The organism is Bradyrhizobium sp. 26S5, from assembly GCF_036923295.1.
Classification (GTDB): domain Bacteria; phylum Pseudomonadota; class Alphaproteobacteria; order Rhizobiales; family Xanthobacteraceae; genus Bradyrhizobium; species Bradyrhizobium septentrionale.
The window spans coordinates 8,743,427-8,768,849 of record NZ_CP145948.1; the positions used below are offsets into that span (position 1 = coordinate 8,743,427).

24 protein-coding genes are annotated in these 25,423 nt (G+C 64.7%); 6 read left to right on the plus strand and 18 right to left on the minus strand.

Going from position 1 to position 25,423, the window contains the following annotated elements; genetic code table 11:
* Window position 1: 1 nt before the first annotated feature.
* From pstC to V5279_RS41450, 9 genes are all read right to left on the minus strand, one after another.
* The gene (gene pstC, locus V5279_RS41410; RefSeq protein WP_029079898.1) at window positions 2-991 is read right to left on the minus strand and encodes a phosphate ABC transporter permease subunit PstC; all 990 of its coding nucleotides are present in this window, start codon (window positions 989-991) and stop codon (window positions 2-4) included.
* A 229-nt stretch (window positions 992-1,220) separates the two neighbouring features.
* A complete protein-coding gene (gene pstS / locus V5279_RS41415) occupies window positions 1,221-2,231 on the minus strand; it encodes a phosphate ABC transporter substrate-binding protein PstS (protein ID WP_338692520.1) in 1,011 nt (336 codons plus the stop codon).
* Window positions 2,232-2,367: 136 nt separating this feature from the next.
* Window positions 2,368-3,681 (minus strand): ATP-binding protein, encoded by a 1,314-nt coding sequence (locus V5279_RS41420; protein WP_338692522.1) that lies wholly within the window; start codon window positions 3,679-3,681, stop codon window positions 2,368-2,370.
* 84 nt (window positions 3,682-3,765) lie between these two features.
* Window positions 3,766-4,821, minus strand: a complete 1,056-nt coding sequence (locus tag V5279_RS41425; protein ID WP_224741319.1) for a lysylphosphatidylglycerol synthase domain-containing protein — start codon at window positions 4,819-4,821, stop codon at window positions 3,766-3,768.
* 290 nt (window positions 4,822-5,111) lie between these two features.
* Window positions 5,112-5,339 (minus strand): Rdx family protein, encoded by a 228-nt coding sequence (locus V5279_RS41430; RefSeq protein WP_338692526.1) that lies wholly within the window; start codon window positions 5,337-5,339, stop codon window positions 5,112-5,114.
* A gap of 19 nt (window positions 5,340-5,358) precedes the next feature.
* Window positions 5,359-6,267, minus strand: a complete 909-nt coding sequence (locus V5279_RS41435; protein WP_338692528.1) for a haloalkane dehalogenase — start codon at window positions 6,265-6,267, stop codon at window positions 5,359-5,361.
* The gene (locus tag V5279_RS41440; RefSeq protein ID WP_338692530.1) at window positions 6,264-6,854 is read right to left on the minus strand and encodes a TetR/AcrR family transcriptional regulator; all 591 of its coding nucleotides are present in this window, start codon (window positions 6,852-6,854) and stop codon (window positions 6,264-6,266) included. The genes V5279_RS41435 and V5279_RS41440 overlap by 4 nt, the downstream gene beginning before the upstream one ends.
* A gap of 107 nt (window positions 6,855-6,961) precedes the next feature.
* Window positions 6,962-7,258, minus strand: a complete 297-nt coding sequence (locus V5279_RS41445; RefSeq protein ID WP_338692532.1) for a hypothetical protein — start codon at window positions 7,256-7,258, stop codon at window positions 6,962-6,964.
* Between the two features lie 2 nt (window positions 7,259-7,260).
* Window positions 7,261-8,655 (minus strand): OmpA family protein, encoded by a 1,395-nt coding sequence (locus tag V5279_RS41450; RefSeq protein ID WP_338692534.1) that lies wholly within the window; start codon window positions 8,653-8,655, stop codon window positions 7,261-7,263.
* Window positions 8,656-8,824: 169 nt separating this feature from the next.
* Between V5279_RS41450 and V5279_RS41455 the strand changes: the two genes are divergently transcribed.
* Window positions 8,825-9,883: a polysaccharide deacetylase family protein gene (locus tag V5279_RS41455; protein ID WP_338692536.1), complete on the plus strand. Its 1,059-nt coding sequence runs from the start codon at window positions 8,825-8,827 to the stop codon at window positions 9,881-9,883.
* Between the two features lie 111 nt (window positions 9,884-9,994).
* On the opposite strand, the gene V5279_RS41460 is transcribed toward V5279_RS41455, so the two are convergent.
* From V5279_RS41460 to V5279_RS41470, 3 genes are read right to left on the minus strand one after another with little or no spacing between them, the layout of a single operon-like run.
* A complete protein-coding gene (locus V5279_RS41460; protein WP_338692538.1) occupies window positions 9,995-10,720 on the minus strand; it encodes a sulfite exporter TauE/SafE family protein in 726 nt (241 codons plus the stop codon).
* 48 nt (window positions 10,721-10,768) lie between these two features.
* Window positions 10,769-10,975 (minus strand): hypothetical protein, encoded by a 207-nt coding sequence (locus V5279_RS41465; protein WP_338692540.1) that lies wholly within the window; start codon window positions 10,973-10,975, stop codon window positions 10,769-10,771.
* Entirely contained in the window at window positions 10,962-11,174 is a 213-nt protein-coding gene (locus V5279_RS41470; RefSeq protein ID WP_338692542.1) for a hypothetical protein, read from the minus strand. Before V5279_RS41470 ends, V5279_RS41465 begins: the two co-directional genes overlap by 14 nt.
* A gap of 238 nt (window positions 11,175-11,412) precedes the next feature.
* Between V5279_RS41470 and V5279_RS41475 the strand changes: the two genes are divergently transcribed.
* Window positions 11,413-12,213: an SDR family NAD(P)-dependent oxidoreductase gene (locus V5279_RS41475; protein WP_338692544.1), complete on the plus strand. Its 801-nt coding sequence runs from the start codon at window positions 11,413-11,415 to the stop codon at window positions 12,211-12,213.
* A gap of 159 nt (window positions 12,214-12,372) precedes the next feature.
* Here the strand turns inward: V5279_RS41475 and boxB are convergent, their stop codons facing one another.
* From boxB to V5279_RS41495, 4 genes are all read right to left on the minus strand, one after another.
* Window positions 12,373-13,824 (minus strand): benzoyl-CoA 2,3-epoxidase subunit BoxB, encoded by a 1,452-nt coding sequence (gene boxB, locus V5279_RS41480; protein WP_338692546.1) that lies wholly within the window; start codon window positions 13,822-13,824, stop codon window positions 12,373-12,375.
* 149 nt (window positions 13,825-13,973) lie between these two features.
* Window positions 13,974-15,662: a 2,3-epoxybenzoyl-CoA dihydrolase gene (gene boxC, locus V5279_RS41485; RefSeq protein ID WP_338692548.1), complete on the minus strand. Its 1,689-nt coding sequence runs from the start codon at window positions 15,660-15,662 to the stop codon at window positions 13,974-13,976.
* A gap of 166 nt (window positions 15,663-15,828) precedes the next feature.
* Window positions 15,829-16,638: an alpha/beta hydrolase gene (locus V5279_RS41490; protein ID WP_338692549.1), complete on the minus strand. Its 810-nt coding sequence runs from the start codon at window positions 16,636-16,638 to the stop codon at window positions 15,829-15,831.
* A 149-nt stretch (window positions 16,639-16,787) separates the two neighbouring features.
* Complete coding sequence (locus tag V5279_RS41495) at window positions 16,788-18,320, minus strand: benzoate-CoA ligase family protein (RefSeq protein WP_338692550.1); 1,533 nt, start codon at window positions 18,318-18,320, stop codon at window positions 16,788-16,790.
* A gap of 174 nt (window positions 18,321-18,494) precedes the next feature.
* Between V5279_RS41495 and V5279_RS41500 the strand changes: the two genes are divergently transcribed.
* Window positions 18,495-19,403, plus strand: coding sequence for a helix-turn-helix transcriptional regulator (locus V5279_RS41500; protein WP_166299412.1), 909 nt, complete (start codon window positions 18,495-18,497; stop codon window positions 19,401-19,403).
* Between the two features lie 214 nt (window positions 19,404-19,617).
* On the opposite strand, the gene V5279_RS41505 is transcribed toward V5279_RS41500, so the two are convergent.
* Complete coding sequence (locus V5279_RS41505; protein WP_338692553.1) at window positions 19,618-20,403, minus strand: IclR family transcriptional regulator domain-containing protein; 786 nt, start codon at window positions 20,401-20,403, stop codon at window positions 19,618-19,620.
* 105 nt (window positions 20,404-20,508) lie between these two features.
* On the opposite strand from V5279_RS41505, the gene V5279_RS41510 reads away from it, so the two are divergent.
* Entirely contained in the window at window positions 20,509-21,867 is a 1,359-nt protein-coding gene (locus tag V5279_RS41510) for an aromatic ring-hydroxylating dioxygenase subunit alpha (RefSeq protein ID WP_338692555.1), read from the plus strand.
* 221 nt (window positions 21,868-22,088) lie between these two features.
* On the plus strand, window positions 22,089-23,537 hold the full coding sequence (locus V5279_RS41515) for a glutamine synthetase family protein (RefSeq protein WP_338692557.1): 1,449 nt from the start codon (window positions 22,089-22,091) through the stop codon (window positions 23,535-23,537).
* Window positions 23,538-23,585: 48 nt separating this feature from the next.
* Here V5279_RS41515 and V5279_RS41520 read toward each other — a convergent pair whose 3' ends face one another.
* A complete protein-coding gene (locus V5279_RS41520) occupies window positions 23,586-24,683 on the minus strand; it encodes an enolase C-terminal domain-like protein (RefSeq protein ID WP_338692559.1) in 1,098 nt (365 codons plus the stop codon).
* Between the two features lie 5 nt (window positions 24,684-24,688).
* Between V5279_RS41520 and V5279_RS41525 the strand changes: the two genes are divergently transcribed.
* Window positions 24,689-25,375 (plus strand): helix-turn-helix domain-containing protein, encoded by a 687-nt coding sequence (locus V5279_RS41525; RefSeq protein WP_338692561.1) that lies wholly within the window; start codon window positions 24,689-24,691, stop codon window positions 25,373-25,375.
* Window positions 25,376-25,423 lie beyond the last annotated feature (48 nt).

Consider the following 25,423-nt stretch of genomic DNA (forward strand, 5'->3'; position numbering starts at 1 on the left):
GCTACTTCCCCGCCTTCGTTTCAAGCCGCATCAGCATCAATCGCGCGCCGGCGAGCACGAAGAAGGTCAGCACGAACAGCAGCAAGCCGAGCAGGATCAGGCCGGACTGGTGCAGGCCGTCGCTCTCGGCGAATTCGGAGGCGATCGCGGCCGAGATCGTGGTGCCCGGCGCGAAGATCGACGACGAGATGCGGAACGAGTTGCCGATGATGAAGGTCACCGCCATGGTCTCACCGAGTGCGCGGCCGAGCGCCAGCATGACGCCGCCGATCACGCCGACCCGGGTGTAGGGGATCACGACGCTGCGGACGACTTCCCAGGTGGTGCAGCCCATGCCGTAGGCGGCCTCCTTCAGCACCGGCGGCACGGTCTTGAACACGTCGACCGAGATCGCGGTGATGAAGGGCAGCACCATGATCGCAAGGATCAGCGCGGCGTTGAACAGGCTGAGATAGGACGGCGGGCCTCCGAACACCGCACCCAGCACGGGCACGCCTTCGAAGATCCGGATCATGAACGGCTGGAACGTGTTGGCCAGGAACGGGCCCAGCACGAAGAAGCCCCACATGCCGTAGATGATCGAGGGGATGCCGGCTAGCAGCTCGATGGCGATGCCGATCGGGCGGCGCAGCATTTGCGGGCAGAGTTCGGTGAGGAAGATGGCGATGCCGATGCCGACCGGGATCGCGATCATCATCGCGATGACCGAGGTGATCAGCGTGCCGTAGATCGGGCCGAGCGCGCCGAGCACCGGCGGATCGGCCGAGGGTGCCCAGCGCTGCGTCCAGAGGAAGGCGAAACCATATTCCTTCATCGCCGGCCAGGCGCCGACGATCAGCGACAGGATGATGCCGCCGAGGATCAACAGAACCGAAATCGCCGAGATGCGGGTGATCCAATAGAAGGTGAGATCACCCAGCTTGAAGGCGCTGAGGGCCTTGGCGCGATCGTACGGTCCCGCGGCTTCCATCACATCGCTCTGAACAGCCATGTCTGCCACGCCAATCCCCTCTTTACTATGTGAAAGCCACGCAAACCGCTACGCCCCGAAGCGATCTTCACTGACGCAGTTGACCGGGCGCCATTCCGGCTTGCGCCTTCGGAGGCGCGAGCCCGGGCCCCGTCCGCGTTTCTTGCCGCGGTAACGGAGCCCGGGGCCTTGATCGCTCAACCTGTGCCGCCCTTGGAAGGCGGCACGGGCCGTGTTCGAAATATCGAACTTAGCTCTTGATGTCCGACGACCAGGTCTTCTCGATCAGCTTGACGACCGAGTCCGGCATCGGGATGTAGTCGAGCTCTTCGGCCGCCTTGTCGCCCTTCTCGAAGGCGTACTTGAAGAACTTGAGCGCTTCCTGCGAGGCCGCCTTGTCGGTCGAGTCCTTGTGCATCAGGATGAAGGTCGCCGCGGTGATCGGCCAGGAGGCCTCGCCCGGCTGGTCGGTCAGGATCACGTAGTATCCGGGAGCCTTGGCCCAGTCGGCATTCGACGCAGCGGCCTGGAAGGCGGCGATGGTCGGCTGCACGGTCTTGCCGGCCTTGTTGACCAGCGCGGTGTAGGTCAGCTTGTTCTGCTTGGCATAGGCATACTCGACATAGCCGATCGCGTTCTTGGTCTGGCTGATGTTGCCGGCAACGCCTTCGTTGCCCTTGGCGCCGACGCCTACCGGCCATTCGACCGCGGTGCCGGAACCGACCTTGGACTTCCAGTCGGCATTCGACTTGGCGAGATAGTCGGTGAAGTTGAAGGTGGTGCCCGAACCGTCAGAACGGCGCACGACGGTGATGGCGTCGCCCGGCAGGGTCAGCTTCGGATTGAGCTTGGCGATCGCCGCGTCATTCCACTTGGTGATCTTGCCGAGATAGATGTCGCCGAGCACTTCGCCCGACAGCACGAGCTCGCCCGGCTTGATGCCCTCGACGTTCACGACCGGAACGATCGCGCCCATCACCATCGGCCACTGGACGAGGCCGTCCTTCTCGAGCTGCTCGGCCTTGAGCGGCGCGTCGGTGGCGCCGAAGGTCACGGTCTTGGCCTGGATCTGCTTGATGCCGGCGCCGGAACCGATCGACTGGTAGTTCAGGCCATTGCCGGTGTCCTTCTTGTAGGCGTCAGCCCACTTCGAATAGATCGGGAACGGAAACGTCGCGCCCGCGCCGGTAATATCGGCAGCGAAGGCTGACGTCGAAGCGGCGACCATGCCGGCAGCGACGATTGCTTTGATGAAATTCATGGGGTGGTCTCCATCTTGTGAGCGAAGCGCCGAACGCGCCCGATTGCGCTCACGCCGGTCCATCTAGGAGCGGTCGGTGCTGCTTTTACGAAGGTTGGATGACAGTTGGATGACAGCGCTAAGCAGCTGAAAGTGCTTAGCTTTTGGTCGGTATCGGGGTCTTCGGCCGGGGAAAACAGGCGGTAAAAGTCGCGCCGTTTTTCGGCACGCTTTCGATCAAAAGACGCCCGCGATGACGGTTAAGAATATGTTTCACCAGCGATAATCCGAGGCCGGTTCCACCCTGGTTACGGCTGTCGCCGACGTCGACCCGGTAGAAGCGCTCGGTCAGCCGCGGCAGGTGCTCCGGGGCGATGCCGGGGCCGAAATCCCGTACCAGGACACGGATTTCGGGGCTTCCCTCGCCGCCCGTGCCCGGAGCGGTCTGGTTGAGCGACACTATGACGCGGCCACCCGAGGCGCCGTATTTGAGGGCATTCTCGATCAGGTTCTCGAACAGGCGGAGCAGTTCCTCGCGGTCGCCGGCGATCGTGACCGGGGTCTGCGGCAGGTCGACGTCGATCTCGACCTGGCGCTCGCTGGCCAGCGCCTCGAGCCCGTCGGCGACCTGACGGATGATCGGCACGATATCGATCGAGGCCTCGGGCCGCACATGGGCCGACAGCTCGACCCGCGACAGCGACAGCAGATCGTCGATCAGCCGCGCCATGCGGGTGGCCTGGGTGTGCATGATGCCGAGGAACCGCTCGCGCGCCCGCGCGTCGTCGCGCGCCGGCCCCTGCAGGGTGTCGATGAAGCCGGACAAAGCAGCGAGCGGCGTGCGCAGCTCATGGCTGGCATTGGCAACGAAGTCGGCGCGCATCTCCTCGACCCGGCGCAACGGCGTCAGGTCGTGGAAGGTCATCAGCATGCACTTCTCGGTGCCACCGAACTGGGTCGGCACTGGAACCGGCGTGATCACCAGTTCCATCCAGCGATCGACCGGGACGTGGTCGGTGTAAGTGGCCCGCCGCGGCTCGGTGGTCGCGATCGCCTCGCGCAGCGCGGTGATGATCTCGGGCGAACGCAGGGCAAATTGCGCCAGTTCGTTCCGGCGCAGCGCCGGCGCGAGCTCGGCCGCGGCGGTGTTGAGGTGGATGACGCGGCCGGCGCGGTCGAGCAGCACGGCCGGATCCGGCATGCCGGCGACCACGGCGCTGACGGAGGCAGCCTCTACCGGATTGCCACTGCGGACATCCTCGCGCGAGGTCCCGGCATCATGCAGCCGCCATGGCACCAGCGCCGCGGCCGCGATGCAGGCGAACACCGCGCAGGCGCGCACCAGCGACAGCTCGCCGAGTGAAACCACCACGCTCAGCGCCAGCGCCGCGGCGAGCAGGATCAGCGCGGCATGACGCAACCGGTCGGGCCAGGGCGAGAAGATGGAGGAATGCGAATCGTCAATTGCCATCGCGGCGGCTTTCTTCCCGTCGGTTCATGTCTCGCCCAGGCGCGGTCACATCGACCTTCCCTCGGGAGGCATCGGGCCGCTTCATCAGACGCCGGAGTCACCGCGCTTGCGGACCAGAACCGCCTCATGATGCGGCTCAGCGCGGGGACCCGAATCAGCCTGCGGCAGCCGTTTGAGTCGGGCGCCGACGATAACCTCCCGAAACGTCAGCAAGATTACAGATATGACGAACGGCGCAATATAGTAGAGCAGGCGGAACAGCAGCATGCCGCCGAGCAGGTCCTCGCGGTCCATCTGCCAGAGGCCGACCAGCATGGCGGCGTCGAACACCCCGAGGCCGCCCGGGGAGTGGCTGGCGAAGCCGAGCAGGGTCGCCGACACGAAGATGACGGCGACCACGACGAAGCCGAGATTGGGCTCGTCCGGCACCAGCACGTACATCGCCAGCGCGCAGAAGCCGAGGTCGACGATGCCGATCGCGATCTGCAGTAGCGTCAGCGGACCGCCCGGCAGGGTCACCGTCCAGGGGCCGCGGCCGACCACCCGCGGCTGGGTCCAGACCCAGACCACATAGGCAACCAGCGCGATGATGATACCGAACGCCAGCGTGCGGTTGAGCCAGGGCGGCAGCTGGTCGATGTTGGCGGCAGCCTCCGGGTGGTAGGCGATGCCGAGCCCGAGCACCGCGGCATTGCCGAGCCAGAAGGTGAGGCCGGCGAGAAAGCAGATCTTGGCGACGTCGATCGCGTTCAGTCCCCAGGCCGAATAGATCCGGTAGCGCACCGCGCCGCCGGTGAAGACGCTGGCGCCGACATTGTGGCCGATCGAATAGGAGGTGAATGCCGCGAGCGCGTTGATGCGATAGGGCACGTGGGCGTGGCCGATCGCGCGCACCGCGAACAGATCGTAGAAGGTCAGCGTGAAATAGCCGGCTGTGACAAACAGCCCCGCCAGCGCGATTTGCCGCGGCTCGGTGCTCTTGATGGCCTCGAGCACCTCGTTGGTGTCGATGCCGCGCAGCATGTGATAGAGGACGTAACAGGCGATGCCGATGACGGCGATGCTGATCACAACACCCAGCCGATGCAGGATTTGCTTCTGGCGCAGAAACGCCATCGCCCTGCGTATTGCTTCCAGCATCTAGACCTCGAATTGCGATCCCGCGACGACGGCTCCCGGGCGAACTCCGCCGGCGCTTCGCTGTGTCCTGCCCCGTGTAGCGCGTTTTAAGCCGGAGTGGAATTCGTCGAAGGACAATAAAACGCGCATCTTCAAGATATTAGGGATGATTCATGACAGCGGATGCACAAATATGCGCGTTTCTCGCCACCTTCGACAAGACTTGACATTCCCGTGCGTTAGTTAGCCCGCCGAACGGCCCGCGAGGCATCCGGAATACTACGGGGAGGAAGCCGCGAGCGGCGGCGCGGTCATGCCCGTGCCGGCGCCACCGCGGTGACGATTTCCGAGGCATCGGGGAAATGCCCCTTGACGCGGCGGGCGATCACCTTGCCGTCAAGCCTGACCTCGAAGATGTCGCCCTTGCCGGGCACCAGCGCCGCATCGAGCCCAAAGCGTTCGCGCAGCAGCGAGGCCGCCTCCCCGGCGCGCTTCTCGTAACCGCAGGGACGGCAATAAATGATCGAGAGATCGGTCATGGCGTGGCCTCCCGTCCACTCATGCCGCGCGGCGTTGCGCGCTCGCGGCCTCGATCCCGGCGATCCAGCCTGCGACCGAGCGGCCGATCGCCTCCGGATGATCTTCCTGCAGATAGTGCGCGCCGGCGCCGAGCTGGATAACCGCGCAATGCTGCAGCGTCGCCGCGAATTCGGCGGCGAAGGCCGGCGACACCAATGCGCCGGGCGATGCCGCAAACAACAGCTTCGGATAGCTCGATGCCGCAAGCGCCGCGTGTGCTGCGGTGAGCGCCTGATCGACATCATCAGGTTCGCCTGCGATCGGCAGCTCGCGCGGCAGCATCAATGTCGGCTTGCGACTCTCACGCGTCGCAAACGGCGCGCGGTAGGCGGCCATCTCCTCCTCGCTGAGCTTGCGCAGGATCGAGCCGGGCAGCACGCGTTCGACGAACGCATTGTTGTCGAGGATCATCGCTTCGCCCTCGCCTGGTGTCCTGAACTTCTTGAACGTCTCCCGTGCCGCGTCGTGCTGGTGGAAATCGGACCAGTCCCGCATCGGGCGGATGAACTCCATGAAAGCGAGCCCGCGCACGAGTTGCGGACGGCGCGCCGCAAGATGGAACGCGAGCGCCGTGCCCCAATCCTGCGCGACGAGATACGCCGAATTGATGCCGAGCGCGTCGATCAGCGCGTCGAGATAGTCGGCATGGTCGAAGAAGCGATAGGCGATGTCGGGCTTGCCGGACTGGCCGTAGCCGATCAGGTCGGGCGCGATGCAGTGCCCGACCGGCGCGACCAGCGGCATGATGTTGCGCCAGATATAGGACGACGTCGGATTGCCGTGCAGGAACAGCACGTGCGGCGCGTCGCTGCGCCCGGTCTCGCGATAGGCCATCGTGGTCCCCAGCACGGAGCGATGATGCAGGCTGATCTCGGCGGCTATGGTCATGGCAACTCCTTGAACACGGTTTGGAATGCGATCGTCTTGAAGCGCGTCAGCGCGGCTTCGCTGCGTTCGACCTTCATGCGCAGCATCGCGCCCTGCCAGGATGCGAGCAGGAAATCGGCAAGCGCGTCGGGATCGAAGTCGGAGGCGATCTCGCGCTTGGCCTGGGCTTCGGCGATGCAGGCCGCAAACGGCACGCGCCATTCCCGGAAGATGTCGTCGAGCTGCGCGCGCAGCATCTCGCTCGAGCCTGACGCCTCGAGGCTGAAATCGCCGATCAGGCAGCCGCGGGTGAAGCCGTCATGCGCAAGCTTGCCGGTGATGAGATCGAGATAGCGCCGCAGCCGTTCGCGCGACGGCAGCGTGGTGTCATCAAGCGCTTCCGCGACGAGGCCGCGCACATAGAGGAAGTAGCGGTCGAGCACCTCGGAGGCGAACAGCTCCTTGGAGCGGAAATGGTTGGTGAACGAGCCCTGCGGGGCGCCGGCGGCGGCGGTGACGTCGCGCACGCTGGTGCCGTGATAGCCGGTGCGGAACATCGCCTTGAGGCCGGCGTCGAGGATGGCATCGCGGAGAGAGGGTTTTGGCATGGCCGCAATTTAATACGTACGTACGTATTGATGTCAAGCCGCAAAATGAATGCGGCCGGCGCCGCGCGTGGCGGCCGCATCAGGCCCGAAGGATCAAGGGTTTGGGGTCAGCTCGCGGGCTTGCTGCGGGAAACCACCCAGTCGCGCAGCCACGAGCCGATGGCGCAGCCGACGAGATAGAGCGCGAACATGACCAGGAACAGATCGAGCCAGTAACCGAAGCGGCCGGGCACGACCCGCGCGAACGACGCGGCCACCAGCGCGGCGGCAAGCAGCGCCAGCCAGCCGATCCAGGCCTTCGAGACGCCCTGCGCCCGATGCACCACCGCAATCCAGCCCATGCCGAAGCCGAGCAGCGCTGCGCCGAGCAGCCAACCCCAGAAGAATGTCGCGAGCACGGTCATCGCTACTTCACCACGAATTCGATGCGGCGGTTCTGCGCCTTGCCGTCTTCACTATCGTTGCCGGCGAGCGGCTGCGTGCTGCCATAGCCGATCGGCGTGAAGCGATTGGCGGGCAGCCCGGCGCGCACCAGGTAATCCACCACGGCCTGCGCCCGACGCTCCGACAGCGCCTGGTTGGCGGCTTCCTCACCGTCGCTGTCGGTATGGCCGACGACCTCGATCGTGGCATTCGGACAGCGCATCGCGGTCTCGATCAGGCGGTCGAGCAGACCGGCGGAGTCAGGCACGATGTCGGCCTTGCCGGATTCGAAGCGGATCTTGCCCTTCGAGAGGATCTCGGAAAACAGCTGCTGGCACACGGTGGGATCGACCGGCGCCGCCGCCGGCTTGACCGTGACCTCGGCCTTGTACTGCCAGCCCTGCGGAAAGTCCTTGCCGAGCCCGTCGCGGATCTGGCCGGCCGCGGCATCATAGAGCGCATCGCCCGACAGCTTCACCTCGCGGTCCGAGACGACAAGCGTTCCGGTCGACAGCCGCGACAGCGCGCCGAGCGCAGGCGCCACCGCCGCCGCAAAACCCGACGGCGCGCCGAGGCTGGCCTTGAGATTGTCGACCACCTTCTCGCTGAAGAACTTGCGGCCGGCGGCCGCGACCAGTGCGGCATGCACGTTGTTGTCGGGCACGTATCCGGTCAGTGTCAGCGTCACCGCGACCGGGTCCTTGTAGGCCTGGAATACGTAAGGCGGCGCCTTGATGTCGTTGGCGGCGACCGAATAGCCTTCCGGCAGGTTCTTCAGCGCGGCCGCGACCGCTTCGCGTCCGCCGAGTTCGCGCGCCATGCCGGCGAGGTTAACCTTGCTGTCGGTCAGCGTGATCTTGCCGTCCTTCAGCTTGCTGATCTGGTCGAGCAGCAGCAGCGCAGCCGCGTCGAACCGCGACGGTGCGCCGCGGGCGAGCGCCATCTGATCCACCACCTCGACACCGCCGAGGCTGGCCTTCGCGGCCTCGGTCAGCTTGCTCTTGCTCGACGGCAGCGGCGCATTGCCGCCAAGCGTGACCCGCACCACGTCGCGTTCGGCGGACCAGACATAGGGCTTGGCCTCGGCAACAAGACGGGTCTCGTCGTTGACCAGCCGCACGCCCGGCACCGCCTCGACCGACGCCACCGCGCTGAGCCGGCCGTCTTCGGAGAAGGCGTTGGCCGCAAACGTCACGTCGCGGCCATCGACGCTGATGCGGCGCTTGTCGAGCACGGTGTCCTTGAGTGCGGCATTAGAGCGCGCGGCGAGGTCGGCTTCGACCGTTGCCGTGCTGGTCCAGGCCGCGATACCCCAAAGGACGACCAGTGGAATCACGCCCGGCCACCACTTGCTACTCCACTTGAAAAGTCCGTGCATTCAGGGTCCTGCGGGCTCGGGAACCAGAGAGAAAACAAACCCTTGGCTGACTGTCAAACCCCAAATCAAGCATCATGGCGGGGGCGCCATGTCGGACCGGAATAACAGTTTCTTCAGTGGTCTTTCGCTAAGTTTGCCGCGGAATGCAAATCGGCCGGCCGGCGCCCTCATGAAACAACTCCGCAACACCGTGATCCGTGCCGGGCTGGAGGCGTTGTATTTTTCGGGCGCGCATCATTTGCTGCGGCCGATCTTCGCCGGCGTCGGCGCCATCTTCATGCTGCACCACGTCCGCCCGCGGCGCGGCGACGCGTTCCAGCCCAACCATCATCTCGAAGTCACGCCCGACTTCCTGCGCGCGATGCTGACGCATCTGCACGCGCTCGACGTCGATGTCGTCAGCATGGACGAGGCGCATCGCCGTCTCACCGAACGGAACTTCGCGCGGCGCTTCGCCTGCTTCACCTTCGACGACGGCTATCGCGACAACCGCGATTTTGCGCTGCCCGTCATGCGCGAGTTCGGCGCGCCGTTCACGGTCTATGTCGCGAGCGATTTCGCGGAGGGCTGCGGCAGGCTGTGGTGGATCGCGCTGGAGCGGGTGATATCGGCAGCGTCCGCGATCGAGGTGCCGATCGATGGCGTGATGACGCGGATCGACACCTCGACGCCGCCGGCCAAGCGCACAGCTTTCGGCCGCATGCACGACTGGCTGCGTTCGCTGCCGGGCGAGCGGGAGATGCAGGCCGAGATATCAGCGCTTTGCGCTCGCCATGGCGTCGACGAGGCCGGCATCGCGCGCGAGCTGTGCATGTCCTGGGACGAGTTGCGCGGCTTTGCCGACGATCCGCTCGTCACCATCGGCGCGCACACCATCAGCCATTGCAATCTCGCCAAGCAGAGCGAGACGATCGCATCGTTCGAGCTCGCGACCAGCCGGGCACGGATCGAGCAGGCCCTGCAGCGGCAGGTCGCGCACCTCGCCTATCCCTATGGCGACCGGATCGCCGCCGGGCAGCGCGAATTCGCGCTCGCCAGATCGATCGGCTTCAAGACCGCCGTGACCACCCGGCCCGGCATGCTGTTTGCCGAAAGCGCCGACCACATGACCGCGTTGCAGCGCGTCTCGCTGAACGGCAATTACCAGGAAGCGCGGCTGTTGCCGGTCCTGACCTCAGGCGCCGCCACCGCGGTGTGGAACGGTTTTCGCCGCATCGACGCGGCGTGATCCACTTTCCGTAGCCCGGATGGACCGAAGCGCAATCCGGGACGGTCTTGCAACCGGGCGAGCCCTTCCCCGGATTTCGCTGCGCTTCATCCGGGCTACAGACCACAGACTCTAGATCACCAGCAACAGCCCCGACACCAGCAACAGGCTGAGGATCACGCGCCTGAAATTGGCCTCGTTGATGTTGCGGAAAGCAAAGATACCGAGCCACGAACCGGCCAGCAGCGCCGGGGCGCCCAGGATGACGTCGTAGGCGACCTTCATCGACAGGTCGCGATGCAGCAGCAGCATCACGAGCGCGGATATCTGCATCGCGGCGATGAAGGGTTGCACGAGGCCGCGCTGCTGCTGCTTCGGCACGCCATGGATGTCGCACCAGATCGTCGGCAGCGCGCCGGGCATCGCGGTCAACCCGCCGATCAGGCCGCCGCCAAACCCGACAAGCGCGTTGCGCCTTTCCGGCAACCGGCCGTAGCCGATCGCGGGCCTGAACAGCATGTAGCCGGCATAGAGCGCGACCATGACGCCGAAGCCTTCGCGGAAGGTCCGGCTATCGGTGTTGTGCAACAGCCAGAGCGCGAGCGGCACGCCAAGCAGTCCGCCTGATATCAGCGACAGGCTCTCCTTCCACTGAATGTGGTGCCGAAGCGCCCACAGATTGGCGCCCTGCACGCCGACGCTGCAGGCCATCATCAGCGGCACCGCCTCGGTGGGCGGCATCGCATGCAGCAGGATAGCGCCGGCAATTGCCGAAAAGGCGAAGCCGGCGAGACCGGATACGAAGGCGCCGCAAAACACCGCCGCGCTGAGCACGAGAAATGACGTGACGTCGGCCACGAGCGGACCTCCGTTGATGAGAGTGATGATGAATGAATTGGGAGAGCGCTAGTCGGTGTGAACCGTTCTCACCTCTTGCGGCGCGGCTGGCTGGGGCTCGGCCGGATCGCCTGCGGCCGCAGGCATCAAAAGCGTCGCAGTGAGGATATGCAGAACGAGAAATCCGATCGCGATGACGATCAGCAGTGTGATCTCGCTGATCTCCGGAAGCCGGATGATCGATTTGCGCGTCGTCGACCGCTCACCGATGGACATGAGCGCCCTCCAGATTGGTGCGGTGGCGGTCGGCACGGTCGATCAGATGCCGATACTGCTTCAGAACGCGGCGCGTCTGGATCCGTCGCGAGACATGAATTGCGCCAAGGATTGCAGTGAAGAGACCCTTCCGCCTTCGGCCCAATTGAATGAGGGTGACAGGCATCACACCCGTCACCGGCAATGAAATGTGCTTCATTCTTGGAACTCCTTGTCCTGGAATTCCACCCCACGTGCTGATACGTCAAAGCGACTGACCCGTTTGTTCAACGCATCACATCTCAAGAAAGCTTGATCGAATCGACGCACGATCTCTGCGGGCATATCGATCAAGACAATTCCTTGGATTGATCGGGCAGCACGTACATCCGCCGCGGCGGTTCCTTGACTAGCTCCGCCAACACGGCCAGAACGCTTGCCACAGCAAGGGAGGCAACATGTTCAAGGATCTGTTCTCACTGAAGGGGCGCGTCGCGCTGGTCACCGGAGGATCGCGCGGCATCGGCAAGATGATCGCGGCCGGCTTCCTCGCGCAGGGCGCCGCCAAGGTCTACATCACCGCGCGCAAGGCCGGGCCGTGCGAAGCCACCGCCCAGGAACTCACCGCCGAATATGACGGCGAGTGCATCGCGCTGCCGATCGACATCTCGACCGTCGAGGGCTGCGAGAAGCTCGCAGGCGAGTTCGTCAAGCGCGAGCCGAAGCTCGACATCCTGGTCAACAATGCCGGCGCGGCGTGGGGCGCGGATTTCGACGAATTCCCGGAGAGCGGCTGGGACAAGGTGATGAACCTCAACGTCAAGTCTATCTTCTTCCTGACCAAGGCGCTGGCCAAGCCGCTGCGCGCGGCGGCGACGCATGACAAGCCCGGCAAGGTGATCAACGTCGCCTCGATCGACGGCATCTTCGTCAACCCGATGGAGACATATTCCTATGCCGCGAGCAAGGCTGCGGTGATCCATCTGACGCGGCGGATGGCGACCCGCCTGATCAAGGACAACATCAACGTCACCGCGATCGCGCCGGGCGCCTTCAAGTCGGACATGAACAAGGCCGCGCGCGACCACGCCGACGAGGTCGCCAAGCGCGTTCCGGCGAAGCGCGTCGGCACCGACGAGGATATGGCGGGTGTTGCAATCTACCTCGCCTCGCGCGCCGGCGACTACGTGGTCGGGAACACGATCGCGGTCGACGGCGGCGTGGTCTACGCGACCGCGGGGCTGGAGATCGCGGGGTAAACAGCCGCGCCTCATGAAAACGATGGCGAACACGTGCCCGGCTCACCCCAGGGCTCACGCGTAAGGGCCACCGCTAGCGCTGGATAAGAAAAGGGGCGAGCCTGGGACCTTTTGGCTCGCCCCTTTTCTGCTCTCTCCCGAAGGAGAGCGCTCAGAACGTCAGCTCTCGATCCTCACATACTCGAAGTCGCCGGGCTTGTTGTCGATGCCGACCTTGGGCGCCGAGATCCAGGAGGCGAACTCGCCGGGCTCGGTCACCGGCTTCATCAGCGAGGCGATGAAGTCGCCGTCCTCGGTCGACGGCAGCCAGTCGTTCCTGCGCTTGGCCCAGGTGGCGTCGTCGATCAGCAAGCCATCGGGCGTCGCATGGACATCCCTGAACTCGCCGATCTGGCGATGGAACACCGTGCTCGGCACCGCGAGCTTGTAGTCGATGCCGGATGTCGAGATCACCTTGTTCCAGCGCAGCATGCCCTTGACGCAATCCTGCGTGTAGTCGTCGCGCAGCCGCATGTTGAGCGCGGTCAGCGCCGGCTCGTCGACCATCTTGATCTGGCCGTCCACCATCTTCATGACCGGATAGGTCGAGTTCTTGAGCTGGTGATCGTCCTCGATCGTGGTTTCCTTGTAGCGGCCCTTGATGCCGGCATTGAAGGCGTTGGCGGCGTTGGTCGAGACCTCGGAGCCGAACAGGTCGAGCGACAGCGAATAATGCAGGTTCAGCTTCTTCTGGATGGTCGGCAGGTCGATCACACCGAGCGCGCGGACCTTGGCGATATCGGTCGGATCGGTGATGCCGGCTTCCTGCATCGCATCGCAGGTGCGCTGCACGACGCGGGTGATGCCGGTCTCGCCGACGAACATGTGGTGAGCTTCCTCGGTCAGCATGAAGCGGCAGGTGCGCGACAGCGGATCGAAGCCCGACTGCGCCAGCGAGTGCAGCTGCATCTTGCCGTCGCGGTCGGTGAAGTAGGTAAACATGAAGAACGACAGCCAGTCCGGCGTCGCCTCGTTGAAGGCGCCGAGCATGCGCGGAGAATCCGCATCACCGGAGCGGCGGCGCAACAAATCGTCCGCCTCCTCGCGGCCGTCGCGGCCGAAATACTTCTGCAAGAGGTAGACCATCGCCCAGAGATGGCGGCCTTCCTCGACATTGACCTGGAACAGGTTGCGCATGTCGTAAAGCGAGGGCGCGGTCTTGCCGAGATGGCGCTGCTGCTCGACCGAGGCCGGCTCGGTGTCGCCCTGGATCACGATCAGGCGGCGCAGCATCGCGCGATGCTCGCCGGGGACTTCCTGCCAAGCCGGCTTGCCAAAATCCTCGCCGAACGGAATGACGCGGTTTTCCTCCTGTGGAGCAAGCAGAATGCCCCAGCGATATTCCGGCATGCGGACGTAATCGAACTTCGCCCAGCCGCGCGGATCGACCGAATAGGCGGTGCGCAGATAGACCAGCGATTCCTGGAAACCGTCCGGCCCCATGTCCTTCCACCAGTCCATGTAACCGGGGTGCCAGCCTTCCAGGGCCTTGAGCACCTGGCGGTCCTCGGCGAGATTCACATTGTTCGGAATCTTGGTCGAGTAATCGACGTTCATGATGTTCATGTTCATGGCCGTGCTCCTTGCTGGGTCTCGTGTCCCGGACGCGGTGCAGCGCGAAGGGATGCGCCGCAGGGCCGGGACCCATTGATTCGTGGTCCACATAAGTCCCGGTTCTGCAGCGCGTCACTTGCGTGCCGCGCAGCGCCCGGGACACAAAATCAAACGCGCGTCATGTCGAATTGCGCCTTCTGGCCGGTGCCGTAGCGGCGCAGCGCGCCGTCCTCACCGACCGCGTTCGGCCGCTGGAAGATCCAGTTCTGCCACGCCGTGAGCCGCGAGAAGATCTTCGATTCCATGGTCTCCGGACCGACGAAGCGCAAATTGGCTTCCATGCCGGTGAGGCCGTCGGGCGAGAACGAGGTACGCTCCTCGAAGAAGACGCGGACCTCGTCGTCCCAGTCGATGTCGTCGAGCGCGAAGGTGACGAGGCCGAGCTCCTCGGCCTCCTCGGCGTCGAGCGCCTTGCCGATCGATGCCTGTGCGCGCTCGATATCCGATGGATCGGCCTGGAAGCGCGATTGCAGCCGGGTCAGGCCGTGGCTCATCGGATAAGGCCCGAAATTCATCGCCGTCAGCTCGATCGCCGGCGGCGGGCGGTTGTCGCCCTGCTTCTGGCCGATCAGCATGTAGGAGCGGTCGGCGGCGAACACGAGCTCGGCGAGCGTGCCGACGAAGCAGGAGCCCGGTTCGACCAGCGTCACCAGCGTGCGCGAAGTAACGTCGATGCGCTTGAGCACGCGCTTCCAGTAATGCCTGACCTCGTTGACCAGCCAGTGCGCCTTGTTGGCCTCCAGGAACGCGTCATAGGACACGACGTTGGCGCGGTCGCCATGGCTCTTGAACACCAGCATCGCGATCTGGAGCTCGTTGATGCGCAGATGCAGGATCGCATCGTCGAGCTCGCGCGCGACCTGCAGCGGCCAGAACGCCGCGCCCTGCGCGATCATGCCGTCGATGTCGGCAGGCGCCGCAGTTTCCGGCGCCTTGATCGAGATCGTGGCGATGCGCGCGGCGCGATCGATATCGACGCTGACGAAGCCGTAGCGGATCGCGCTGTCATCGATGGTGCGCGTCAGCGGCGCCAGCGTGATGCCCTTGCCCTCGCCGTTGCGCTTCGATCTGGCGGCGAATTCCTTGACGCGCTCGGCAAGCTTGCCCTCGAGCTTGGAGTTCGGCGCGATCTCGTCAACCAGGCGCCAGGACACGGCGCGCTTGCCCTTGATGCCTTCCTCGATGGTGCAGAAGAAATCGGCGTGGTCGCGGCGCACCTTGCGCTTGTCGACGACGCGCGTGAGCCCGCCGGTGCCCGGCAGCACCGCGAGCAGCGGCACTTCCGGCAGCGCGACGGCGGCGGCGCCGTCGTCGGCCATCATGATGTGGTCGGTCGCGAGCGCCAGCTCATAGCCGCCGCCGGCCGCGGTGCCGTTGACGAGGGTGATGAAGCTCTGGCCGGAGTTCTCGCTGGAATCCTCCAGACCGTTGCGGGTCTCGTTGGTGAACTTGCAGAAGTTGACCTTGTGGGCGTGGGTCGAACCCGCCAGCATGCGGATATTGGCGCCGGCGCAGAACACGCGGTTCTTGCCCGAGCGCATCACCACCACCTTGACCTCGGGATGCTCGAAGCGCAGCCGCTGCACGGCATCGGCGAGCTCGATGTCGACACCGAGGTCGTAGGAATTGAGCTTGAGCTGATAGCCCTCGAACAGGCCGGCATTCTCGTCGACGTCCATGGTCAGCGTCGCGACGTCACCCGCAATGTCGAGCTTCCAGTGGCGGTAACGCGACGGATCGGTCTGGAAGTCGATGTACTTCGCCCCGCCTGCAAGGACGCGATCGTCACCAGCCATGGGCCACCCTTATCTGTTGTTCGTTTTGAAGGTTCGTCGTCTCAGTCCTCATGCACAATAATGCATGTTTTCGATCTGGTCCAGTTCAAAACGAAAAAACATGCATTTTGTTTCATGTTCGGGAAAATCACGTGCTGGGCCAATGGCCTGGCACCGGCACCAAATGTCAGGCGGCCAAGGTCCGGTCGTCGCGGAGTGCCGCCCGGGCGAATTCGGTGACCGCGTCCAGCGTCACCGCGGCGGCCTCGCGATGCGGCGAGTGGCCGGCGCCTTCGATGACCGCGACGTCGACCGGGCAGTAGCACTCGCCCTCGGCGATCTCGACCTGGCGCATCGTGCCGTACTGATCCTCCGCGCCCTGCACGATCAGGACGGGCACGCGAATATAGGCGAGATAGTCGGAGATATCCCAGTCGCGGAATTTTGGGTCGAGCCAGGCGTCGTTCCAGCCGTAGAAGGTGCTGTCGACATCCTTGTGCCAGCGCGCCAGCTTCTCCTTCAGGTTTGTGGTCCGATACGCCGTCTTGGTCTCGGCGATCGATTTGACCGAGATGTCCTCGACAATGAAATGCGGCGCGATCAATGCGAGCCCGTGCAGGCGATGGTCCTGATGCGAGCCGGCATAGATCGCCGCGATCGATCCGCCGTCGGAATGCCCGAGCAGGAGGCCGCGGCGGAAGCCGATCCGATCGAGCAGCTTCGGCAGCACATCGAGCGCCTCGCGATGCATGTAATCGACCGGACGCGGCAGCCTAGCCGGCGACGAGGCGCCATAGCCCGCGCGCGAATAGGCGAACACGCCGGCGCCGGTCACCGCCTGCAGCTTCTCCGGGAAATCGCCCCACAGGCCGACGCAGCCGAGACCTTCGTGCAGCATCACGATGGTCGGGGCTTTCTCGGGCATTGGGCCGATCATGCGGTATTCGAGCTCGGCGCCGTCGATGCTGAGGAAGCCTGAGGGGTTCAAATTCTGCATGATAGGCCTTCCTCACTCGTCGTCCCGGCGAAGGCCGGGACCCATAACCACAGGCGTTAGTTGTTGCGCAAAAGCCGTTGAACAGCGTCTCTCAAAACGAAAGCCGCGGCGTATGGGTCCCGGCCTTCGCCGGGACGACGCGTGGGCAGCTATTGCGCACCGTCGCGCAACTTGAACCGCTGGATCTTGCCGGTCGCCGTCTTCGGCAGATTGTCGACGACGTCGATCCAGCGCGGATATTTCCACGGGCCGATCTTCTGCTTGACGTGCTCCTTCAGCGCCTCATTCAGACCGTCGGCTGAGCTGCCGGGCCGCAGCACCACATAGGCCTTCGGCTTCAACAGCCCTTCCGGATCGGCCTCCGGCACCACGGCGGCTTCAAGCACCGCGGGATGGGTGATCAGCGCGCTCTCGACCTCGAACGGCGAGACCCAGATGCCCGAGACCTTGAACATGTCGTCGGCGCGGCCACAGAAGGTGTAACGGCCGTCGGCGTCGCGCGTGTATTTGTCGCCGGTGCGGGTCCACGCGCCCTCGAAGGTGGCGCGGCTCTTGGCGCGCTGATTCCAGTAGCTCTCGCCGGCCGAGGGCGCATCGACCACGAGCTCGCCGACCTCGCCGTCGGCGACATCGGCGCCGATCTCGTTGACCAGCCGTACCTTGTAGCCGGGCACCGGACGGCCGGACGAGCCGTATTTGATGTCGCCGGGCGCATTCGACAGGAAGATGTGCAAGAGCTCGGTCGAGCCGACGCCGTCGAGAATGTCGACGCCGAACCGCGCCTTCCAGGCATTGCCGACCGATTCCGGCAGCGCCTCGCCGGCCGAGGTGCAGATACGCAACCGGTCGCCCGCGGCTTGCGCCTTGGTCGCCTCGTCGTTGAGCATCGCCGCGAACAGCGTCGGCACGCCGAAGAAGATGCTCGGATGATATCTGTTCATCAGCGCGAACATCACCGCCGGCGTCGGACGCTCCGAATTGAGCACTGTGGTGGCGCCGACCGACATCGGGAAGGTCAGCGCATTGCCGAGCCCATAGGCGAAGAACAGCTTTGCCGCCGACAGGCCGACATCGTCCTCACGGATGCCGAGCACCTCCTTTGCGTAGGTCTCCGCGGTCGCGGCGAGGTTGGAATGCAGATGGCGCACGCCCTTGGGCATGCCGGTCGAGCCCGACGAATAGAGCCAGAACGCCGGCTCGTCGGCATGGGTCGGCGCAGTGGCAAACACGTCGCCCTCGCGTGCGATCTCGTCCGACAGCTTGTTGTGGCCGTGCGCGTCCTTGCCGGAGACCACGACATGTTCGAGGTCGGGCATGCGAGCGATGATGTCCTTCACGACCGGCAGCAGCGCCTCGGAGACGAACAGCACGCGCGCGCGGCAGTCGCCGAGGATGTAGGCGTATTGCTCCGCGGTTAGCAGCGTATTAAGCGGCACCGGCACCACGCCGGCGCGGATCGCGCCCAGGAACACGATCGGGAAATCGACCGTGTCCAGCATGATCATGGCGACCCGCTCCTCGCGGCGGACGCCGAGCCGGCGCAGCATGTTGCCGAGGCGGCGGGTCTGCTGCTGCAGTTGGCCATAGGTGATTTGCGACACCGTGTCGTCGAACACGACCTTGTCGCCGCGGCCTTCATCGACATTGCGGTCGAGCAGCCAGGTCACTGCGTTGTAAGTCATGGCCCGCTCCTCAGGCAAAAGCGCGTAGCGCCTGCCCTCTCCCGTCAAGTTTTAAGAATTATAATTCATACAAAGCCACCACATTGGCTTGCTGTCAATCCTCATCGGCACTATGTTTCCTAAAGCTTGGGTCTGATTCCAGCCTGAACAGAACCCGCACGTCGCACAGGGATCATGACCGCAGCCAACGATCCGGAAACCGACTTCCTCGAGCAGCTCGGCCAGCGTGTGCGCACGACGCGCGGCCTGGCCGGCATGTCGCGCAAGGTGCTCGCCAAGGTCTCCGGCATTTCCGAACGCTACATCGCCCAGCTCGAGAGCGGCAAAGGCAATGTCTCGATCGTGCTGCTGCGCCGTGTCGCAGGCGCGATGGGCGCGCATCTCGAGGACCTGATCCCCTCGAGCGAACCGATCCCGGATTGGGCTGTCATCCGCGACTTCTTGCGCAAAGCTTCGCCGAACCAGATCGCGCAGGCCAAGGACATCCTCGCCGGCAGCAGCCCGCTGGCACCGCGCCGCGCCTCGTTCTCCGGCATCGCGCTGATCGGCCTGCGCGGCGCCGGCAAAACCACGCTGGGCCGGCTGCTGGCGAAAAAGATCGGCTGGAGCTTTGTCGAGCTCAACAAGGAGATCGAGGCGCAGAACGGCCTCTCGGTCGCCGAGATCATCGCCCTGTACGGCCAGGAAGGCTTTCGCAGGATGGAGCAGGCCGCGCTGACGCAGCTGCTGGCACGCAACGAATTGATGGTGCTGGCGACCGGCGGCGGCATCGTCTCCGAGGCCCTGACCTTCGACCTGATCCTGTCGTCATTCTACACGATCTGGCTGAAGGCCGAGCCGGAAGAGCACATGGCGCGCGTCCGCCGCCAGGGCGATCTGCGCCCGATGGCCGACGACCGCTCGGCGATGGCGGAATTGCGCAACATCCTGGTCAGCCGCGAACCGCTCTACGCCCGCGCATCGGCGGTGGTCGACACTGCAGGCCTCTCGGTCGATGCCGCCGCCGCGCGGCTGATCGATTCAGTGCGACCCGTGCTGCAGAACGAGGCGCGCAGCTTCGGGCTGCGCAGCGTGGCGCTTTAAAGCCGCTCACGTCAGGTTAGGTCGGTCCAACAGCGGTCTCGCTGCACCTCTCCCGCTTGCGGGGGAGGTCGGCGCGCGTAGCGCGGCGGGTGGGGGCTCTTACCACAATACGACTCGCGGAGAGAGCCCCCACCCTAACCCTCCCCCGCAAGCGGGAGAGGGGACCGCAATTCCGATGCCGCTGCTGCTCGATCAACGTCACGCCGTAGACGCACTACAGCAGCCGGCTCTTCACGCACTCCGCCCCTTCACGCAGCAGCGGCAGGAAGCGGTCGATCAACTCCTTGGCCGGCACGCGATCGACGTGCGCGCCCATGTTGATCGCGGCGACGATGGTGCCGTCGTAGCGGCGCACCGGCACTGAGATGGAACGGAAATGCGGTTCGGCCTCGCGGTCGACCAGTGAATAGCCCTGCGCGCGATCGGCGATGATGGCGGCGAGCAGTTTCTTCGGATCGGTGACGGTCTGCGGCGTCACGGGATCGCGGCGCATCGCCTTCAGCCGCGCCGCCAGTTCTGCGTCGCCGAGCCGGCCGAGCATGGCGCGGCCGACCGAGGTGCAGAACGCCGGGAGCCGGTAGCCGATATCGAGACCAGCGGAGAACACCCGCGTCGGGCTCGAACGCGCGACGAACACGACGTCGTCGCCGTCGAGCAGCGCGAGCGACGCGATCTCCTGGGCCGCGGTCGCGATGCGATCGAGCACCGGCTGCAGCACCGTCACCACCTGGTTGGATTGCAGGAACGAGCCCGCCAACGTCAGCACATGCGGCGTCAGCGTGAACAGCTTGCCGTCGGTCGCGACAAAACCGCCATGCGCCAGCGTGAACAGGATGCGGCGCGCGGTGGCGCGCGGCAGGTCGGCGGCGCGCGCCAGATCGCTCAAGGTCGCCGGGCCGTTGACGGTGCCGAACACCTGCAACAGGCGCAGGCCGCGATCGAGCGCCTCGACGAAATCGGTGGCGCGCTCGTCCTGATCGGTCCGCTTCAGCTTGGGCATGGGCTTTGAACGGTTCAAAAATTGCGCTTGCTGTTGGAATTAGACATGGCATAATTCGCACATTCGTTCAATAGGCGAACAAATCCAAATCCAGGAGACGCCGCCATGATGAGCCAGGAAGCGAACGATCTGATCACCCGCACCGGCCGCAAGGACGCCTGCGGAAAGCTGATGCGGATGTACTGGCAGCCGGCGGCGCTGGTCGACGAGCTGGAGGGACCGCGCCCGGTGCGGCCGGTCAAGCTGCTCGGCGAAAACCTGGTGCTGTTCCGCAGCGAGGACGGCAGCTACGGGCTGATCGACCGCCACTGCGCGCATCGCGGCGCCGACCTCGCCTTCGGCCGGCTCGAGAATGGCGGGCTGCGCTGCGCCTTCCACGGCTGGCTGTTCGACGTATCAGGTCAGTGCATCGAGACGCCGGCCGAGCCCGCCGGCTCGCAGCTCTGCAAGGGCATCAGGCAGCGCTCCTATCCGGTGATCGAGAAGAGCGGCATCCTGTGGGCCTATCTCGGCGAAGGCACCCCGCCGGCATTTCCGGAGCTCGACTGCTTCGTCGCACCCGACAGCCACACCTTCGCGTTCAAGGGCCACATGAACTGCAACTGGCTGCAGGCGCTCGAGGTCGGCATCGATCCGGCGCACGCCTCCTTCCTGCATCGCTTCTTCGAGGACGAGGACACCTCCGCCGCCTACGGCAAGCAGTTCCGCGGCGCCTCCGCCGGCAGTGACATGCCGATGACCAAGATCCTGCGCGAATATGATCGCCCGATCATCAATGTCGAGCACACCGAATACGGCCTGCGCCTGATCGCGCTGCGCGAGCTCGACGAGGAGCGCACCCATGTGCGGGTGACAAATCAGCTGTTCCCGCACGGCTTCGTCATCCCGATGTCGACCGAGATGACGATCACGCAATGGCACGTGCCGGTCGATGACGAGAACTGCTACTGGTACGCGATCTTCACCAGCTACGCGGCGCCGGTCGACAAGCAGAAGATGCGCGACCAGCGGCTCGAGCTCTATACGCTGCCCGACTACAAGTCGCGCAAGAACCGCAGCAACGACTACGGCTTCGATCCGCACGAGCAGGCGACCGAGACCTATACCGGCATGGGCACCGACATCAACGTCCACGACCAGTGGGCGGTGGAATCGATGGGGGCGATCCAGGACCGCACCAACGAGCATCTCGGCCAGAGCGACAAGGCGATCGTGCAGTATCGCCGACTGCTGCGGCAGGAGATCGAGAAGGTTGCCGGCGGCGAGAAGCCGATGCTGTTCCTAGACGACGCCTCGGCGCGCAGCATCCAGGGCCCGGCGACGATGGACGGCATCGGGCCGACGCTAGGCTGGGAGCTGTACTGGATGGAGGTCGACGTCAAGCGCCGCCGCGGCGCGCCGTGGGCCGCCCCGGTGCCGCGCGAGATCGCCGGCAAGGTGCATCATCTGACGGCGGCGGAGTGAATGGTGACTTCGATGCTGCAACACTGCGTCTCCCCTAACCTCGCCCCGCTTGCGGGGAGAGGTCGGATTGCACCGCCAGGTGCAATCCGGGTGAGGGGGTACAGGTCCATCGACACATCCAATCGGCGGAGAGAGCCCCTCACCCCGACCCTCTCAGGGCGAGCTTTGCTCGTCCCGGCCCCGCAAAGGGCGGGGCGAGGGAGAAGTGAAGGAGTGACGCGGTGAGCTTTGTCGAGCGTCACGGCCTGTGGTCGGATGAGCAGAAGGAGGCCGCACAGCGCCTCCGCCGCATCGTCGAGGAGAAGAACCTCGAGGTCATCCGCCTCTCATTCCCGGACCAGCACGGCATCCTGCGCGGCAAGACGCTGATCGCCAGCGAAGCGGTGCGCTCGCTGGAGGGCGGCTGCTCGATCACCACGACGATGCTCGCCAAGGACACCTCGCACAAGACGGTGTTTCCGGTGTTCACCGCCGGCGGCGGCTTCGGCATGAAGGAGATGGAGGGCGCGGCCGACGTGCTGATGGTCGCCGATCCCACCACGTTCCGCGTGCTGCCGTGGGCGGAGAACACCGGCTGGGTGCTGTGCGATCTCTACTTCAGCGACGGACGGCCGGTGCCGTTCGCGACCCGCAACCTCTATCGCAAGGTGCTCTATCAGCTCGGAGACCGCGGCTACGATTTCGTCGCGGGCCTCGAGGTCGAATTCCATCTGTTCAAGCTCGACGATGCGCATATGGCGCCGGAGGATGCCGGCCAGCCCGGGCGGCCGCCGTCGGTCAGCCTGCTGTCGCACGGCTATCAATACCTCACCGAGCAGCGCTACGATCTGATGGAGCCGGCGCTCGAGATCATCCGCCGCGACATCCTCGCGCTCGACCTGCCCCTACGCTCGGTCGAGGTCGAGTTCGGTCCGAGCCAGTGCGAATTCACCTTCGCGCCGACCACAGGCCTCGCGCCGGCCGACACCATGGTGCTGTTCCGCTCCGCAGTGAAGCAGATCGCGCGCCGCCACGGCTATCACGCGACCTTCATGTGCCGGCCGAAACTGCCGAACGTATTTGCCTCGGGCTGGCACCTGCACCAGTCGCTGGTGTCGCGCGCCAATGGCGAGAACGTCTTCATGGCCAAGGAAACCGGCAAGGAAACCGGCGAACCGCTCAGCCCGCTCGGCCGCGCCTGGCTCGCCGGCCTGATCGAGCACGCGCGGGCCTCGACCGTGTTCACGACGCCAACCATCAACGGCTACAAGCGCTACCGCTCCTATTCGCTGGCGCCGGACCGCGCCATCTGGGGCCGCGACAACCGCGGCGTGATGATCCGCGTGCTCGGCGGTGCCGGCGATCCGGCGACCCGGCTGGAGAACCGGATCGGTGAGCCGGCCGCCAATCCCTATCTCTATATGGCTTCGCAGATCCTCTCCGGCCTCGACGGCGTCGACCGCAAGCTCGATCCCGGCCCGTCCGCCGACACGCCCTACGAGACCAAGGCCGCGCTGCTGCCGAAATCGCTGCGCGAAGCGGTGTTTGCGCTCAACGACGATCCGTTCTTCCGCGGGGCGCTGGGACCTGAGTTCGTCGACTATTACGTCTTCATCAAGAACGCGGAGATCGAGCGCTTCCAGGCCGAGGTGTCGGACTGGGAGCAGCGCGAATATTTCGAGATGTTTTGAGGGGAGCGCCCCGCGCGGGACAAGCCCTCGAACCGGTCCACTCTGCGGCTAGAGACTCGCGAGGTTTGCGGCAACGGCCCGTTCGTTCCATTCCAGGCCGAGGCCGGGCGCGTCAGGAATATGCAAAAGGCCATCCTTTATTTCATATGGCCGTTCGAGAATTGGATCGGCCCAATCCTGCCACTCTAGCCAATGTGCGGTCTCCGTTGCACGCATGACATGAGCGGCCACTTCCGGATAAAGATGCGTTGACATCGGTATGCCTGCTGCGCCGGCGATCGCTGCCGCGCGCATCCAGCCCGTCACTCCGCCGATGCGCATGAAATCAGGCATTACCAGGTCGCAAGCCTTTTTCGCGATCGCCTTATGCATCTCCCTCGGGCCATAGAAGTTCTCCCCGATCTGAATCGGTGTCTTCAGTTCTGCCGCAAGCTGGGCGTGCCCGTCGAGATTGTCGTAGAGCACGGGTTCTTCGATCCAGTCGAGGCCGTGGTCGTCGATCATATGGCAGCGCTCGATGGCCTCGGCGAGATTTAGCCCCTGGTTGTAGTCGACCATCAGATTCATGTGCTCACCGACCGCTTTATGCACCGCGTCGAGCGTCGCCAAATCTTCGCGCGGATCGCTTCGGCCGAGCCGCAATTTCAGAGCGGAAAATCCTCCTTCGTTCCGCAACTCCAAGGCTTCGGCTGCGACGGCGGCCGGCTCTTTCAACCAAAGGCCGTTGCTGTTGTAGGATCTCACGGCGCCGACCGTAGCACCCAACAGCACGCACAGCGGCTTGTTTGCGGCCTTCGCCAACGCATCCCACGCAGCCATGTCGAGACCCGACGCGGCGATCATCGACAATCCCTCATAGCCGACAAAGTGGAGGGATCTGCGCGCTGCCTCAAAGAGTTCGACCGGCGCCACGCTTCGACCTCTGAGCAATTCGCTGAGGTCATGAAGTGCGGGAACCAGATATCGCATCGATTTCACGATATACGGCTCGAGATAGCTTCGCCCGACGATGCCCTCCTCGGTCACGAGATCGATGAGAACGAGCGGCCACTCCGATATCGTGACAATGCGCGCGACCACAGGCCGCTTCAGCTTGAGCACCACCGGACGGGCTCTGATTTCTCTGAGCGTCAATGGGTCGGGCATGACGATTGCCTTCGCAGCGCGAGGGAAGAAACTGGTTACAACGGGCTGAAAAAGTCACAGATGCCATTCCATTCGGTTTTTCGACCGGTGTAAATTCACTACCTGGTATACTCAGGGGTGACTGCATGGTGCGATCTGCAGAACCGACACGACAGCGCATCCTTGCTGCCGCATACGTCCTGTTTCGCCAGCGCGGATATAGCCGCGTGAGCATGGACGAAATTGCAGCGGCGACGAGGGTCACGAAGCGCACGCTCTACAATCATTTTCAAAGCAAGGATCAGCTGCTCGCCTTCGTGCTTGAAGCCCAGAACGAATTGGCCTTGGCCACGTTCGGCGACAAGCTGTCCGGCTCGCCGGCAGCGATTATTGACGGCCTATTCCGCGACCTCGCGGTCTGGGCCGACCGGCCACGATGGGCCGGCTCGGGATTTACCAGGCTGGTTATCGAACTGGCCGATCTCCCCGGCCATCCCGCACGCGCAATTGCGCGGCGGCACAAGGCATTGCTTGAAACCCATCTCGGCGACTTGCTGAAGCGGGCTGGCGTCCGCGAGGCTCACCGCCGTGCGCGCGAGATCTGGCTGCTCTCCGAGGGCGCGATCTCCTTGATGCTGGTGCATGGCGATCGGGCCTATGCGGCGGCCGCGGCCGATGCAGCAAAACGCCTGCTGCGAAGCTCTTCGCGGTGAACCGCGGAAGGCCTCTACGCCCCGTCATCCCCGCGCAAAGGCTTCGCC

Bases quoted from the DNA above. Each gene is read 5' to 3' on its own strand.
- pstC (WP_029079898.1), bottom strand. From the start codon at position 991: ATGGCTGTTCAGAGCGATGTGATGGAAGCCGCGGGACCGTACGATCGC.
- pstS (WP_338692520.1), bottom strand. From the start codon at position 2,231: ATGAATTTCATCAAAGCAATCGTCGCTGCCGGCATGGTCGCCGCTTCG.
- V5279_RS41420 (WP_338692522.1), bottom strand. From the start codon at position 3,681: ATGGCAATTGACGATTCGCATTCCTCCATCTTCTCGCCCTGGCCCGAC.
- V5279_RS41425 (WP_224741319.1), bottom strand. From the start codon at position 4,821: ATGCTGGAAGCAATACGCAGGGCGATGGCGTTTCTGCGCCAGAAGCAA.
- V5279_RS41430 (WP_338692526.1), bottom strand. From the start codon at position 5,339: ATGACCGATCTCTCGATCATTTATTGCCGTCCCTGCGGTTACGAGAAG.
- V5279_RS41435 (WP_338692528.1), bottom strand. From the start codon at position 6,267: ATGACCATAGCCGCCGAGATCAGCCTGCATCATCGCTCCGTGCTGGGG.
- V5279_RS41440 (WP_338692530.1), bottom strand. From the start codon at position 6,854: ATGCCAAAACCCTCTCTCCGCGATGCCATCCTCGACGCCGGCCTCAAG.
- V5279_RS41445 (WP_338692532.1), bottom strand. From the start codon at position 7,258: ATGACCGTGCTCGCGACATTCTTCTGGGGTTGGCTGCTCGGCGCAGCG.
- V5279_RS41450 (WP_338692534.1), bottom strand. From the start codon at position 8,655: ATGCACGGACTTTTCAAGTGGAGTAGCAAGTGGTGGCCGGGCGTGATT.
- V5279_RS41455 (WP_338692536.1), top strand. From the start codon at position 8,825: ATGAAACAACTCCGCAACACCGTGATCCGTGCCGGGCTGGAGGCGTTG.
- V5279_RS41465 (WP_338692540.1), bottom strand. From the start codon at position 10,975: ATGTCCATCGGTGAGCGGTCGACGACGCGCAAATCGATCATCCGGCTT.
- V5279_RS41470 (WP_338692542.1), bottom strand. From the start codon at position 11,174: ATGAAGCACATTTCATTGCCGGTGACGGGTGTGATGCCTGTCACCCTC.
- V5279_RS41475 (WP_338692544.1), top strand. From the start codon at position 11,413: ATGTTCAAGGATCTGTTCTCACTGAAGGGGCGCGTCGCGCTGGTCACC.
- boxB (WP_338692546.1), bottom strand. From the start codon at position 13,824: ATGAACATGAACATCATGAACGTCGATTACTCGACCAAGATTCCGAAC.
- boxC (WP_338692548.1), bottom strand. From the start codon at position 15,662: ATGGCTGGTGACGATCGCGTCCTTGCAGGCGGGGCGAAGTACATCGAC.
- V5279_RS41490 (WP_338692549.1), bottom strand. From the start codon at position 16,638: ATGCAGAATTTGAACCCCTCAGGCTTCCTCAGCATCGACGGCGCCGAG.
- V5279_RS41495 (WP_338692550.1), bottom strand. From the start codon at position 18,320: ATGACTTACAACGCAGTGACCTGGCTGCTCGACCGCAATGTCGATGAA.
- V5279_RS41500 (WP_166299412.1), top strand. From the start codon at position 18,495: ATGACCGCAGCCAACGATCCGGAAACCGACTTCCTCGAGCAGCTCGGC.
- V5279_RS41505 (WP_338692553.1), bottom strand. From the start codon at position 20,403: ATGCCCAAGCTGAAGCGGACCGATCAGGACGAGCGCGCCACCGATTTC.
- V5279_RS41510 (WP_338692555.1), top strand. From the start codon at position 20,509: ATGATGAGCCAGGAAGCGAACGATCTGATCACCCGCACCGGCCGCAAG.
- V5279_RS41520 (WP_338692559.1), bottom strand. From the start codon at position 24,683: ATGCCCGACCCATTGACGCTCAGAGAAATCAGAGCCCGTCCGGTGGTG.